11 protein-coding genes are annotated in these 14,702 nt (G+C 54.5%); 7 read left to right on the top strand and 4 right to left on the bottom strand.

The genetic code is table 11. The features are described 5' to 3' along the window. Positions 1-35: 35 nt before the first annotated feature. Positions 36-1,388, bottom strand: coding sequence for a molecular chaperone (yegD, locus tag GA0061071_RS01050; RefSeq protein ID WP_088238059.1), 1,353 nt, complete (start codon positions 1,386-1,388; stop codon positions 36-38). A 134-nt stretch (positions 1,389-1,522) separates the two neighbouring features. Between yegD and alkA the strand changes: the two genes are divergently transcribed. Continuing rightward, positions 1,523-2,371, top strand: coding sequence for a DNA-3-methyladenine glycosylase 2 (gene alkA / locus GA0061071_RS01040; protein ID WP_061494051.1), 849 nt, complete (start codon positions 1,523-1,525; stop codon positions 2,369-2,371). A gap of 77 nt (positions 2,372-2,448) precedes the next feature. Here the strand turns inward: alkA and GA0061071_RS01035 are convergent, their stop codons facing one another. Then, a complete protein-coding gene (locus GA0061071_RS01035; protein WP_061494052.1) occupies positions 2,449-5,778 on the bottom strand; it encodes a diguanylate cyclase in 3,330 nt (1,109 codons plus the stop codon). 355 nt (positions 5,779-6,133) lie between these two features. Between GA0061071_RS01035 and udk the strand changes: the two genes are divergently transcribed. The 3 genes from udk (at position 6,134) to asmA (ending at position 9,321) form a co-directional block, all read left to right on the top strand. Continuing rightward, positions 6,134-6,775, top strand: coding sequence for a uridine kinase (gene udk, locus GA0061071_RS01030; protein WP_061494053.1), 642 nt, complete (start codon positions 6,134-6,136; stop codon positions 6,773-6,775). A gap of 85 nt (positions 6,776-6,860) precedes the next feature. After that, a complete protein-coding gene (dcd, locus tag GA0061071_RS01025) occupies positions 6,861-7,442 on the top strand; it encodes a dCTP deaminase (protein ID WP_061494054.1) in 582 nt (193 codons plus the stop codon). Positions 7,443-7,467: 25 nt separating this feature from the next. Next, positions 7,468-9,321 (top strand): outer membrane assembly protein AsmA, encoded by a 1,854-nt coding sequence (gene asmA, locus GA0061071_RS01020; protein WP_088238058.1) that lies wholly within the window; start codon positions 7,468-7,470, stop codon positions 9,319-9,321. Positions 9,322-9,387: 66 nt separating this feature from the next. On the opposite strand, the gene GA0061071_RS01015 is transcribed toward asmA, so the two are convergent. Beyond that, positions 9,388-9,972 (bottom strand): NUDIX hydrolase, encoded by a 585-nt coding sequence (locus tag GA0061071_RS01015; RefSeq protein ID WP_088238057.1) that lies wholly within the window; start codon positions 9,970-9,972, stop codon positions 9,388-9,390. 83 nt (positions 9,973-10,055) lie between these two features. Here GA0061071_RS01015 and GA0061071_RS01010 point away from each other — a divergent pair, with 83 nt between their 5' ends. Beyond that, positions 10,056-10,811 (top strand): DeoR/GlpR family DNA-binding transcription regulator, encoded by a 756-nt coding sequence (locus tag GA0061071_RS01010; RefSeq protein WP_088238056.1) that lies wholly within the window; start codon positions 10,056-10,058, stop codon positions 10,809-10,811. 24 nt (positions 10,812-10,835) lie between these two features. On the opposite strand, the gene GA0061071_RS01005 is transcribed toward GA0061071_RS01010, so the two are convergent. Further along, complete coding sequence (locus GA0061071_RS01005) at positions 10,836-12,419, bottom strand: TerC family protein (RefSeq protein WP_061494058.1); 1,584 nt, start codon at positions 12,417-12,419, stop codon at positions 10,836-10,838. Positions 12,420-13,111: 692 nt separating this feature from the next. Between GA0061071_RS01005 and GA0061071_RS01000 the strand changes: the two genes are divergently transcribed. Together GA0061071_RS01000 and wzb are read left to right on the top strand one after the other, a co-directional pair. Further along, the gene (locus tag GA0061071_RS01000; protein ID WP_061494059.1) at positions 13,112-14,251 is read left to right on the top strand and encodes a polysaccharide export protein; all 1,140 of its coding nucleotides are present in this window, start codon (positions 13,112-13,114) and stop codon (positions 14,249-14,251) included. Positions 14,252-14,257: 6 nt separating this feature from the next. Then, positions 14,258-14,701 carry a low molecular weight protein-tyrosine-phosphatase Wzb gene (gene wzb, locus GA0061071_RS00995; RefSeq protein WP_061494060.1) on the top strand — a complete coding sequence of 148 codons (444 nt, stop codon included), beginning with the start codon at positions 14,258-14,260 and terminating at the stop codon, positions 14,699-14,701. Position 14,702 lies beyond the last annotated feature (1 nt).

Genomic DNA, 14,702 nt, shown 5'->3' with positions numbered 1-14,702 from the left:
AAAATAATGCCGGGTGCGGGCCACCCGGCAGAAGATTAACGGAACAAGACTTGCGCCCAGCGTGCGAGACCGGCGGTAACAGAGCCAAAGTCGTCGCCCCCGGCGATCGGGATACCCGGCAGGGTGTCCGCCAGCGCTTTTTTGATAATGGGCGAACGGGCGCTACCGCCGGTGAGATAAATCACCTCCGGTGTCTCCTGACTGCTCTCCAGCGCCAGCTGCACCTGCTCCAGAATGCGCTGTAACGGTTGGCTGAGTGCCGCTTCCAGCCCCTGTTGGCTGATTGCCGCTGCCAGGTTGTCGCGGATAAATGACAATTGCGCGAGGGTTTGCGGCTGTTCGGAGAGGGCGATTTTGCTCTCCTCAGCGCTGCGTACCAGACGATAGCTCAGACGTTGACGCCAGACTTTCAGCAATAAGGCGACTTTGTCGGTATCGAGGGCATCCCGCAGCAGATCGTTAAGTAAACGGCCATTGGCTGCGCTGTAGAACTCGGTTTGCGCCGGAACATCGTTGATGGCAACGGCGTTCCACCAGGGGAGAATCGGTAGCGCGATGCCTTTCTCTGTTTGCCCGCCCATGCCAAGTAATGGCATCAGGTTTTTAAACGCCAGGGCGATGTCGAGATCGTTACCGCCGACGCGGCAACCACTGTGACCGAGCAGGCTGGCGGCGCGCTCTTGCTTTTCGCGCCATTGCGGTCCCATCAACAGCAGCGAGCAGTCGGTGGTACCGCCGCCAATATCCACCACCAGCACGCGTTTTTCCGTATTCAGCGTTGCTTCAAAATCCAGCCCTGCGGCAACCGGCTCGTACTGAAATACCACATCCCGGAAACCCGCACGCTTTGCCGCGCGTTCGAGGATCCCCTGCGCTTGCGCGTTTGCTTCATCTCCCCCCAAGCCCTGGAAGTTAATCGGGCGGCCTATCACCGCCTGATCAATCGTCTGCGGTAGCTGTGACTCCGCCTGCTGGCGAATATGCAGCATCATGGCGCAGACCAGGTCTTCGAACAGGGCAATCTGCTGCGGCTTCAGACCGCTGGCACCGAGGAACGATTTCGGTGATTTAACAAAGTACACCTCTTCCGGATCGCTCACGTACTGGTGTAGTGACGCCAGACCGAACTGTACGCTGTTGGCGGCAACCTCAATATCTTCCTCGCGGTTAAAGCTGACTGACCGGCGCAGCAGCGCCTGGGTTTCGCTTCCCGTTGCCGGAACCTGATGATGACGGTACAGCCATTCGCTGACGGCTTCGCGCGTAGGTGCGCACAACATGGACGGCAACAGCGTGCTGTTATTTTCCATGGTCAATAATTGTGGTGCGCCATCGCGCATCACGGCTACCGAGCAGTTCGCGGTACCGTAGTCAAAACCTACAAACACGTTTTTATCCCCATGCCAGTGAAGAAGGGGGGCGACTTTAGCCGAATGCGCGGCGGGCGACAACCGGAATATGAAAGCAAGGCGGAGATTGTCTAAGTTGTTTATGCTGTTAGCGTCAACCGTCAGGAGTCACTATGTATAAATTGCGCTGGCAGCCGCCTTATGACTGGGCGTGGATGTTAGGATTTTTAGGGGCGCGTGCGGTGGCGGGCGTCGAAGAGGTTCGCGATGGGCGCTATGTGCGCTCCTATGCCTGCGCCGGGCATCGCGGCGTGATCACCGCCGAACCGGATGACGCGACAGCGACCTTAATGGTCACGCTCAGCGACGGATTGCAGCCGGTTGCGGAACACTGTTTGCAACGGCTGGCCTGCTTGTTCGATTTGCAGTGCGATCCACAGACCGTTGGCGCTGCGCTGGGAGAACTGGGCGAGGCGCGTCCCGGCTTGCGCTTACCGGGATGTATGGACCCCTTTGAACAAGGCGTACGCGCGATTCTGGGGCAATTGGTGAGCGTCGCAATGGCGGCGAAACTGACGGCAAACGTCGCACAACGTTACGGTGAACCGCTGGCGGATGCGCCGGGTTTCATCTGTTTCCCGACGGCGCAGCAACTGGCAAACGCCGATCCGCATGCGCTGAAAGCACTTGGCATGCCGCTAAAACGCGCGCAGGCGTTAATTTTTCTCGCTCAATCTGCCTGCAATGGTCTCCTGCCGCTGACCCCGCCTGAGGATGTGGAGCAAGGGGTGAAGTTGCTGCAAACGTTTCCCGGCATCGGACGCTGGACTGCCAGCTATTTTGCCCTGCGCGGCTGGCAGGCAACGGACATTTTTCTGCCGGACGATTACCTGATCAAGCAACGTTTTGCCGGGATGACGCCTGCACAAACCCGCCGTTATGCCGAGCGCTGGCAGCCTTGGCGATCATATGCGTTGCTGCATATCTGGTATACCGAGGGGTGGGAACCGTTGAAAAAGTAAGGCTGTTTTCTTGCCGTTTTGCCTCAGGCCGTGCGCTGACTACCTGTGGCAATGACCTGATGTCGCCGGCGAGTGCATTAATTTATCGCGAAATAACTGGTGTTGAGCATCAAATCCAATGGCTGCGCCTGCGAGATAATATCGCCATACATCAAATCAATACCGATGCCGGACAAGGTGTCCATCATCAGTGGCTGGCTGGTTGGGCCGGCAATGCTCTTCAGGCCAAGGCGCTGGGCATGCCCCTGGATAATGGTCACCATCATCTCATCCATCAGATTGCCGTGGACATTGGTCACCAGTTCCGGCTCCAGCAACAGGTAATCGGCCATATGCGGTGTAAGGTGGTTAAAGATATCCAGGTCGTGACCCACATGGCTAAGGATAATCCGGCAGCCTGCATGGCGCAGGCGTTTCAGGTTATCACTAATGGTTGCGCCTTCACGCATTAATGCATCGGCATGGATCACCAGATGCAGCAGGCGTCCTGGCATCGGCCCACGCGCGAGCAGATCGAGTAATTCGTCCACCAGCGGGGTGCTGCCTAACCCGGCAACGGAAAGAGGCAGGGCGATACCGAGGCCTTTACCGGCAACGGCGGTCGCATGATTGCGGAAAAATTCGTGAAAGACCCGGCGGTCGAGCGCGCGAATCAACTCAGGCTCATTTAAGCCGGCGCGGAAGGGATTTTCTTCCATGACTTCGCCCTCGCTGGTCCACAAACGCAGGGAGAGAAGCCAGAAGTTACAGGCTTCCGGCACCCGCGGAGACGCCACACCGCGGGCAATCAGCAGCAGATGGTTCTCTTTGATCATGCGCCATTGTTCATCCAGCGACATCATGCTGCGTTCGTGGGGCTGCATCCCTTGTTGCGGCTCGTATACCGTCACCATGCCGCGCCCGTTATTCTTCGACGCATAAAGGGCTATATCCGCCTGCGACATCACATCGGTCAGTTGATGATTGGTGTCGTCAATCATGGTGATACCGGAACTGGCACCGATACGGTGCTCACGGCCTTCCCATACAAAGCGATACTCGTTGATGGACTCCACAATGCGCCCGGCAATATACCGTGCGCTCTCAATGTTCGCGTCCGGAAGCAGTAAACCAAACTCATCACCGCCAAGGCGGGCAAGAATGTCGGTGGAACGCAACATGCTAAGCATCAGCGAGGAAATCTCACGCAGCAGCGCGTCTCCGGCGGCGTGCCCGGCACTGTCGTTGACTGCTTTAAAACGGTCGAGATCGATAAAGACCAGCGCGTGACGCTGGCGAAACTCCTGCACAGTCACCAGCAGACGTTTCAGATGGTTTTCGAAACTGACCCGGTTCGCCAGATGGGTGAGGGCGTCGTGTGATGCGCTGTAGCTGAGCTGACGCAGCATCTTACGTGATTCAGTCACGTCCTGAATAACCAGCACCGAGCCGATATTTTGCCCGTCCAGCGTGCTGAGCGGCGTAATGCTGTAATGAATATCGAAGTTACCGCCTGTGCGACAATGCAGTACCACATCCTGCTCAATATCTGAGCGTGACATATCGCCACTGTGGATATTCTCCATTACCGGGCCGTTGCTGCCAAAGGTAATGCGCAGAACGGTCAGCAGCGGCTGCCCCATCGCCTGTTCCTGCGACCAGCCGCTCATTTTCTCTGCCACCGGGTTCATAAAGGTGACGTTCATTTCCACATCGGTACAGAGCACCGCCTCACCGATAGAGTCGAGCGTGATATGCAGGCGCTCTTTCTCCTGAAACAGCGCGTCGTTAAGCTGCTTAACCTCGGTCATATCCATATTGACGCCAAGCAGGCGTTCAACATCACCGCTTTTACCCAGAACGCGGTTCGCCAGGGTGCGAATATGGCGTATGCCGCCTTTTACGCTGATACGAAACTCCAGCTTGAAGGCGATTCGTGCGACCAGGGAATCACGGATGACGCGCTCGGTTTCTGCACGATCTTCCGGCAGGATGCGTTCGTACCAGAGTTGCCAGGTGGGTTTGATATGCGAAGGGACTTCATACAACTCAAACATCCGCTTATCCCAACTGATGATGTCCGGCTCCAGTTCCCACTCCCAGATGCCGATTCCCCCCGCCTCATTCGCCAGGGTGATACGCTCCATCAGGCGTTTGTTGACCCATTCGGTCTGTTTGAGATCGTTAATGTCTTCAATCTGGACGATATAGTAGAGCGGCGTACCGTCAGCGTGCCGAACCACAGAAACGGCAAGCAGCGCCCAGACTAAATCGCCATTGCGTGTGTAATAGCGCTTCTCCATGGAGTAGCTGGAGATTTCACCGCGCGCCAGTTGTCCAAGCTGTTCAAGGTCGGCATTTAAATCTTCCGGCCAGGTGAGCTGCTGAAAGTTCATTAAGCGCAATTCATCCTGGCTGTAGCCGAGGAATTGGCACAGCGCTTTGTTCGCCTGCAGCCATTGTCCTTCAGTCCCCACCAGTGCCATACCGATGGTGGCGTACTCCATGGCGTTGCGAAAACGCTCTTCGCTCTCGGTAATATGCTTACGTTCAGCACGGAACGCATACATCACCATGGTCATAACGTTCACGGGCAGTAAGATCATCAGGAACGGCAACCAGGGCGCGTTAATCACTACTCCATTCCCTGCGCCCCTAATGAGAACGGGGTTCAGCGCGATGATCAGCGAAACCATCATTACGGTGCTGAGGAAGACCGTAAACGCTTCTACACGCGGCAGACGCACCGCACTCCACATCAGCAGGACGATCACTGCGGTGAAAGGCCACGGCAGATAATGCAGGGCCAGCCAGCTCAGTGCCAGCGTCACCACCAGGGTGCCGAGGGTTTCCAACAGCAGTTGTGGTTTACGGTGGCGCAATAAATAGTGCGCTTTAAACAGCAGGCCCAGCGGCACCAGCGCCAGCGCGCCAATCGACTCAGACAACACCCATACCAGAAAAGTACGTAGAAGATTGTCGCCCGGCACCACGATGCAGGCCAGCAGACCCCCTATCAGCGGGGGAATCAGCGCGCTGCCAATAGCCAGACGCACCCAGTCGTTGAGATTCTGTAATGGGTTATACCAGGGCAGCAGTTTACGCAGCAGTATCGCGCCGATCACCGCTTCCACAATATTGATGGCGGTATAGCGGAGATCGACAAAATCAGTGGAGAAAAGAAAAAGCGTCGCAGCGACATTGCCCAGCGTACAGGCGAGGGCGATACCAGGCCACATCCGCCCGGCATGACGATAAAACGCCACGGTCATAATAGCGGTGGGTAACCACAGTGGCGCGATGGCGGTGCCAAAACGAATCAGCTCCAGCGAGAAAAGGGTAAAGATAAAAGAGAGCAGCCCTAAACTGATGAGTCGCAGTCCAGGATATGGAGTGGTAACCAAAACGCGCTGGTAGTGTTTCTTCATTTACCGCTTAGTCCGCAAACCCTGTGCCGTCGGGAACGGAGTCCGGACGTATAAATTTGAATTTCGGATTATGCTAGTACAAACAATTTACAATTCCTATGGCGGGCGCTCATAATTTGACATCATAGGGTTATTAATTACTTAGTCCGTAGAAAAAAGGCGCATCGCGCTTCATTTGTGAGCGTTTAAATTTGCGAATAGTCAGCGGGTAAAGCAAAAATAAACCACTTTGCGAGCACCATCCCTCCGGCGCGTATTCGACTGGTATCGCGACCACGAAATCCCTATAATTGCCGCGTTTGACGCTTTGGCGTCGTCCTTCCTTTACATCCAGGTTAATCAGGTCGCTAAATTTATGACTGATAAGTCCCATCAGTGCGTCATTATCGGCATCGCCGGCGCATCCGCTTCAGGTAAAAGTCTCATTGCCAGTACGCTATACCGCGAACTGCGCGAACAGGTTGGTGATGAACACATTGGCGTTATTCCGGAAGACAGTTACTACAAAGATCAAAGCCATTTGTCGATGGAAGAGCGCGTAAAAACCAACTATGACCATCCCAGCGCGATGGATCACAGTCTGCTATTCCAGCATTTACAATCTATTAAGCGTGGCGAAGCCATTGAGTTGCCCGTTTACAGCTATGTAGAACATACCCGCACGGCGGAAACGATCCTTATCGAACCGAAAAAAGTCATCATCCTGGAAGGGATCCTGCTGCTGACCGACTCGCGCCTGCGTGGCGAAATGAACTTCTCTATTTTTGTTGATACCCCGCTGGATATCTGCCTGATGCGCCGTATTAAGCGCGACGTGAATGAGCGTGGGCGTTCGATGGATTCGGTGATGGCGCAGTATCAAAAAACCGTACGTCCGATGTTCCTGCAGTTCATTGAACCCTCCAAGCAGTACGCCGATATCATCGTGCCGCGCGGGGGCAAAAACCGCATCGCCATTGATATCCTGAAAGCCAAAATCAGCCAATTTTTTGAATAATACATGTTAGGCTGTAACACTCAGTATTAACCGCTGGCCCCTGAGGAATCTTCAGGGGTATATCGCACCAAAAGGAGAATGTGCCATGCGTCTTTGTGACCGCGATATTGAAGCCTGGTTGGATCAAGGCCGCCTCGCTATTACCCCGCGTCCCCCGGTAGAGCGTATTAATGGCGCTACGGTGGATGTCCGCCTCGGCAACAAATTCCGCACATTCAGTGGGCATACGGCGGCATTTATTGATTTAAGTGGCCCGAAACACGAAGTCAGTGCCGCGCTTGATCGCGTGATGAGCGACGAGATCGTGCTCGCTGACGGTGAGGCGTTTTACCTTCATCCCGGTGAACTGGCGCTGGCGGTAACCTATGAGTCCGTTACGTTGCCTGCGGATTTGGTGGGCTGGCTGGATGGCCGCTCGTCGCTGGCGCGTTTGGGGCTGATGGTGCACGTTACCGCGCACCGCATCGATCCCGGCTGGTCGGGTTGCATTGTGCTGGAGTTTTACAACTCCGGTAAATTACCGCTGGCGCTGCGTCCTGGCATGCTGATCGGCGCATTGAGCTTTGAACCGCTGTCGGGTCCGGCCGATCGCCCCTATAACCGCCGTGAAGACGCGAAGTATCGCGATCAACAAGGCGCGGTTGCCAGCCGCATTGACAAAGACTGAGCGACGTAAGCCCACTGAGGATGCCATGAGAAGAGTGTTAACCACGCTGATGATTTTACTGGTCGTGCTGGTTGCCGGCCTGTCGGCGTTGGTATTGCTGGTAAATCCCAACGATTTTCGTGCGTATATGGTGCGCCAGGTCGAGACGCGTAGCGGTTATCAGTTACAGCTTGATGGCCCGCTGCGTTGGCATGTCTGGCCGCAGCTTAGCATTCTGTCCGGGCGGATGACCTTGACCGCACCGGGGGCGCAAACGGCGGTGGTGAAAGCCGACAATATGCGCCTTGATGTGGCGTTATGGCCATTATTGTCGCATCAGTTGCAAGTCAAACAGGTGATGCTGAAAGGGGCCATCATTCAGTTGACCCCGCAAAGCAAAGCGGCGGTGCAAAAAGATGCCCCGGTGGCACCGAAAGAGAACGCCCTGCCTGATGTTGCAGATGACCGCGGCTGGTCATGGGACATTGCCGGTTTACAGGTGGCAGATAGCGTGCTGGTGTTCCAGCATGAAGATGATGATCCGATAACGGTGCGCGATATTCGCCTGCAAATGGAACAGGATGCGCAGCATAAGGCGGCTCTTGATTTCTCCGGGCGCGTTAACCGCAACCAGCGGGATCTGACGCTTTCTTTAAGTGCGAAAGTTGATGCGCAGGACTACCCGCATAATCTGAATGCAGTGGTTGATAGCCTGAAATGGCAACTGCAAGGCGGGGATGTGCCATCGCAGGGGATCGCCGGAGAGGGGCGATTACAGGCGCAGTGGCAGGGCGCACAGCGTCGCCTGACGCTGAGCAACCTTAGCCTGAGCGCTAACGACAGCGCGTTTACCGGTAATGGTAGCGTGACCTTTGCTGCGCAGCCTGTTTGGGCGCTCGAGCTGAATTTTGACACCCTCAACCTGGATAATTTACTGGCCCCGGAAACCCGCGTTGCCACCAGTAACGATGTTCAGCAGCAGGGACAGCAGGCGCAGAACCGGTTGCCAAGACCGGTGATTGCCAACAATCAGGATTTGCCGGAGTACAACGGCTTACGCGACTTTGTGGCCCAGGTCGGCGTGACGGCGAAGACGCTGCACTGGCGTGGGATGACGTTTAATGACGTCAATGGGCAATTTGCTAACCAGCTTGGCTTGCTCACCATTCCGACTCTGGAAGGGAAGATGGGCAACGGGCGTATCGCCTTGCCGGGGACGCTGGATGTGCGTGGTGACCAGTCACGGGCCGTTTTCCAGCCGCGGCTGGATGATGTGGAAATTGGCAATATCCTCAAAGCCTTTAATTATCCTATCGCGCTGACCGGTAGCCTGACGCTGGCGGGTGATTTTTCTGGTCCACGCATTGATGCGGATAATTTCCGCCGTCACTGGCAGGGCGAGGCGCATATCGATCTGAAAAACAGCCGCATGGAAGGTCTGAACTTCCAGCAGTTAATCCAACAGGCGGTGGCGCGCAGTAGCGATGTGCAGACGCAGGAAAACGATGACACTGCTACGCGGCTGGATGATTTCACGACCGACATTAGCCTGGATGAAGGGCAGATGACCTTCAGCAATATGCAGGGCAGTTCGGCGGTATTGTCGCTAACCGGCGAAGGGCAAATGGATCTGGTTAAAGAGCAGACGGATACGCGCTTTAACGTTCGTGTTCTGCAAGGCTGGCAGGGCGACGGGGCGTTGATCGATTTCCTGAAAAATACGCCAATCCCACTCACCATTTACGGCCAGTGGCAGTCGCTTCACTACAGTTTGCAGGTCGATCAGTTGCTGCGTAAGCATTTGCAGGATGAAGCAAAACGCCGGCTGAATGACTGGGCTGACCGTAATAAAGATCACCAGAACGGCAAAGATGTGAAAAAGCTGCTCGACAAAATGTAGGTGCATATCCGGCCAGCGCCTCTGGCCGGATAAACGCAGCGCCAACCGGTAGCTATCGCGTCCGTTTTACAGGATCCCTTCCAGCGCCAGATGCTGCAACAGCATAATGGTTTTGCCATCGGCAATGTCGCCGCTGCGGATCCCCGCCAGCGCTGTGGCAAAATCCATTTCAACCACTTCAATATCTTCCCCTTCGTCAATCAGTCCGCCGCCTTCGTTGATACGTCGACTGTCGTCATACTCTGCGATGAAAAAATGCAGTTTCTCCGTCACCGAGCCTGGGCTCATCCAGGCTTCAAATACTTTTTCGACCTGTTCGATGCGGTAGCCGGTTTCTTCTTCAGCCTCGTGCTTAATCCGTTCCTCAGGATCGAGTGCATCCAGCAGTCCGGCGGCGGCTTCGAGCAAAAAGCCGTGATGCTGGCTGACAAACAGTGGCAAACGAAATTGCCGCGTCAACACCACGCTGCGTTTGGCGCGGTTATACAGCAGGATCACAGCGCCGTTGCCACGGTCATAAACTTCGCGGGACTGGCGCTGCCATTCGCCGTCGCGTCGGCGGTAATCGAAGGTGTATTGGGTGAGTTTCCCCCAGTTTTCGGAAAGCGGCGTTGACGAGATAATGCGTATTTGTGCATGTTCAGATGGCATGGTCGCTCCTCAGGATGTAGAATTGTCAGCATAACGTGCATATTCGTGCATCATCAAGTGATTTCGTGCAAATGGAGTTCACCATGCTCACCTCGCAACGTAAGCAATTGATCCTGACCCGACTCGCCGAAGAGGGGCAGGTATTGTCCCGAAATCTCAGCGACGCGTTTGGTGTGTCGGAAGATACGATCCGGCGTGATTTACGCGAACTGGCGGCAGAGGGGCTGCTCCAGCGAGTACACGGCGGGGCTTTGCCCGCCTCTGCCGCTGTCGTTACCTTTGCGGAGCGTCAGTGTCTGCAATCTGACGCCAAACGGCGGATTGCACAAAAAGGTGCGCAACTGGTCTCACCAGGGCAGGTGGTGATGATTGACGGCGGCACGACAACCGCGGAGCTGATCGCTTTTTTCCCGCCGGATCTGAAACTGACGGTCGTCACGCACAGTCCGGGTATCGCGGTGGGACTGGCGCAACACCCGCTGATTACGGTGATCATGATTGGCGGTCAGTTGTACAAGCACTCTATCGTGAATGTGGGGGCTGCGGCGTTTGAAGGGATTGCCAGAGTGCGCGCCGATCTCTTTTTTATGGGCGTCACGGGCGTGCATGTAGACGCCGGTCTGAGTACCGGCGATTTTGAAGAGTCACGCATCAAGCGGGCCATGGCGGACCGCGCGGCGGAAACCATCGTACTGGCCTCACCGGAAAAACTGCACACCGCATCACCGTGGGTGATTGGCGATATTTCGCTGGTCAATACGCTGGTGGTCGACGCACAGACTGACGATCGCAGTCTGGCGCCATTTGCTCAGCGGGGTATTGCCATTGTGAAAGCCTGACGTTTGCCGGGTAAACCCGGCGCGTCAGACCTCGTAGTCGAGATCGTCTTCGTGTTGCAGCGGAATAAGCTGCACTTTCTGTACGCGGTGGCTTTCAACTTCCAGCGTTTTAAGCAGGAAGTTGCCGACCTGAACTTCTTCGCCGGACTTCGGCACACGTTGCAGATACTCCATCAGCAGGCCGGCAATTGTGTGGTATTCACGCTTCTCGTCGAGGGGCAAGGGAACATACTGCACCAGATCTTCCAGCGGCATATGACCGTTGGCGGTCCAGCTTCCGTCGCTGTTTTTCTGAATATCATGCCGGGCATCGATCTCTTCTACTTCGTTAGGCAGATTACCGGCGATGGTTTCCATTACATCGCTCAGGGTGACAATGCCTTCGACTGAGCCAAACTCATCCACCACGAAGGCAAAGTGCGTACGCGCATTGCGGAACTGCTCAAGCGCCTGTAATAGCGGCAACGCCTCCGGGAACACCAGGGGCTGGCGTATCAGGGCTTTCAGATCCAGCGGTTCGCCGCGCAGGGATTGCTGCAACAGGTCAATCACATGCACCACACCCAGCAGGTCATCCTGATCCTCGCTGTCGGTTACCACCACGCGAGTGTGCTGGTTTTTATCCAGCAGGGCGCGGATCTCCGCCTCCGGCGCACGCAGATCGATATGCTCAATATCGTGGCGCGAGGTCATGATGCTGCTGACGGTACGCTGGTTAAGATTCAACACCCGCTCAATCATACGCCGCTCTTGCGGGTTAAAAATTTGACTGTCATCGCTGTCGCGCAGCATCGAAGCCGTGTCGGCGTCAAGTTCCGCATCCTCTTTGCGACCGCTTAACAGGCGCATTACGGTTTCGGTGGTGCGTTGACGCAATGTCTGATTAGCAAACAAGAAACGACGACGGTTAAAGATAGCCAGTTGGTTAAGCGCTTCAATCATTACCGAGAAGCCAATTGCCGCGTACAGATACCCTTTGGGAATATGAAAGCCAAAACCGTCCGCCACCAGGCTAAAACCAATCATCAGCAGGAAGCTTAAACAGAGAATGACAATGGTCGGGTGGCTGTTGACAAAACGGGTGAGGGATTTACTGGCAAGCAGCATCAACGAAATGGCAATCACCACCGCCGCCATCATCACCGCCAGATGATCAACCATACCGACGGCGGTGATCACTGAGTCAAGCGAGAAGACCGCGTCCAGCACCACTATCTGTGTTACGACAGCCCAGAATTTCGCTCCGCGACGCTGCGTTGGGTTGTCGCTGTCTTTCCCTTCCAGCCGTTCGTTCAATTCGACCGTAGCTTTAAACAGCAGGAATAAGCCGCCGAGCAGCATAATCAGGTCGCGGGCGCTAAAGCTTAAACCACGAACGGTAAACAGCGGATTGGTCAGCGTGACCAGCCACGAAATAGAGGCCAGCAGCAGCAGGCGCATCAGCATGGCGAGTATCAGGCCAGTGACGCGGGCGCGATCGCGCTGCGCCGGGGGTAATTTTTCCGCAAGAATTGCAATAAAAACCAGGTTATCAATACCCAGAACCAGTTCGATTACGACCAGCGTAACCAGTCCGGCCCATATTGACGGATCGGCAATCCATTCCATCGTTAACGTAACACCTTCAGTGATATGACAATTGTCACAGCGCGATCATGGATAAAGCTGGCACAAAATGCAATGCCAGCCTGCGATTTATCTTATTTTAGCGGCGGATTGGAATATATTTTTATTCTATTTCCTTATTGTTACTGTGATTAATCATTAGAGAAAAATAAAAGAATTAAGATATTTCGCACAGATAGTTCGGAGCTGGTTGCTTGTCAATATACGTAAAATCCTAAAAACTGAAAACTTTGCCCTTAATATTATTCTTAAAAAGATGTTTATCACCGGATGCTACCTTGCCTGCTATTCGCTTAGCTGCAACAATTCCTCGTGCATCATTAAATATACCAGCGCTGTTATTTTCAGCATTGTTTATCAGTGCTAAAAACACCACCCGCAGTATTTTATCTGACCTGTCTCATGTCGTCGTCAGAAGAGGATAAAAAAGGATGTCTGGCAATAAGTTAGCGTTGAATCAGTGGTTTGGTTACTGAAAGCCAAGGGCGGTAGCGTGCCCGACAGCCGTCAACCTTTGCAGATTATTCTGTAATCGCATGCGGTTGAATAAGCTCTTTTTAGGACTGATGCCAGTTATATTTCTTCGCGATTAACTGCATTCTGAATCTGTGTACAGCTTGAGCGCTTATATAAATCGCACAGGATAATTACTCTGCCAAAGTGATAATTAATCAATGATGAAATCTAAAACGAAATTGATGCCATTATTGGTGTCCATAAGCTTGATGAGTGGCTGCACAATTTTTCCTGGTAGCAATATGTCTACGATGGGAAAGGATGTGATTAAACAGCAGGATGCAGACTTTGATTTAGACCGCATGGTGAACGTTTATCCATTGACGCCGCGTCTGATTGAACAATTGCGCCCGCGTCCGAATGTCGCTCAGCCGAATATGTCGCTGGACCAGGAAATTGCTGCCTACCAGTATCGTGTGGGCCCCGGAGATGTCCTGAATGTCACCGTTTGGGATCACCCGGAATTGACAACCCCGGCCGGTCAGTACCGCAGCTCCAGCGATGCCGGTAACTGGGTTCAGCCTGATGGCACCATGTTTTACCCCTATGTGGGTCGCGTGCAGGTGGTGGGCAAAACGCTTAGCGAGATCCGTAGTGATATTACCAGCCGTTTAGCGCAGTACATTGCTGACCCGCAGGTGGACGTTAATATCGCCGCATTCCGCTCGCAAAAAGCCTATATCTCGGGCCAGGTTGGCAAATCCGGCCAACAGGCGATCACCAACGTACCCCTTACCGTGCTTGATGCAATCAACGCGGCGGGTGGTCTGACTGATAACGCCGACTGGCGTAACGTCATCCTGACCCACCAGGGGAAAGAGCAGCGTATTTCGCTGCAAGCGCTGATGCAAAACGGTGATTTGAGCCAGAACCGTTTGCTCTACCCGGGCGATATTCTCTTCGTGCCGCGTAATGACGACCTGAAAGTGTTCGTGATGGGTGAAGTGAAAAAACAGAGCACCCTCAAAATGGACTTCAGCGGCATGACGCTGACCGAAGCGCTGGGCCAGGCCGAAGGTATCGATCTGACGACCTCCAACGCCAGTGGTGTGTTCGTGATCCGTCCGCTGACCGGCGAGAACGGTCGCGGCGGCAAGATTGCCAACATTTACCAACTGGATATGTCGGATGCCACCTCACTGGTGATGGCGACGAATTTCAGACTCCAGCCGTATGACGTGGTGTATGTCACAACAGCTCCGGTGGCGCGCTGGAATCGTCTTATCTCCCAGTTGCTGCCGACAATCAGTGGCCTTCGCTACATGACCGATTCGGCCAGCACCATCCATAAATGGTGATGCGCAATGTTTAATAAAATTCTGGTGGTATGCGTGGGGAACATTTGCCGTTCCCCAACGGCAGAGCGGCTGCTGAAAAAATACCAACCCGCATTAACCGTGGAGTCGGCGGGTCTGGGGGCGCTGGTAGGACGTAGCGCTGATGCCAACGCCGTCAGTGTGGCGGCTGATAATCAACTTTCTCTGGAGGGGCATCGCGCACGGCAGGTTTCAGGAGAGATGTGCCGTCAATACGACCTGATTCTGGTCATGGAAAAACGCCATATTGCCTCGCTGTGCGAGATTGCCCCGGAAATGCGTGGAAAAGTCATGCTGTTCGGTCACTGGGATAACGAACGGGAAATTCCCGATCCGTTCCGCAAAAGCCGTGAGGCCTTTGAAGCCGTTTACACCTTACTTGATCAGTCTGCCCGCCATTGGGCGCAGGCATTGCAAGCTCAGCAGGGATAAC

The sequence above is a fragment of the Kosakonia oryzendophytica genome (genome assembly GCF_900094925.1).
In the GTDB taxonomy this organism is placed as follows: Bacteria; Pseudomonadota; Gammaproteobacteria; order Enterobacterales; family Enterobacteriaceae; genus Kosakonia; species Kosakonia oryzendophytica.
Note: the sequence above shows the minus strand (reverse complement) of the source record. Positions and strands in the feature narration are given on the sequence as shown.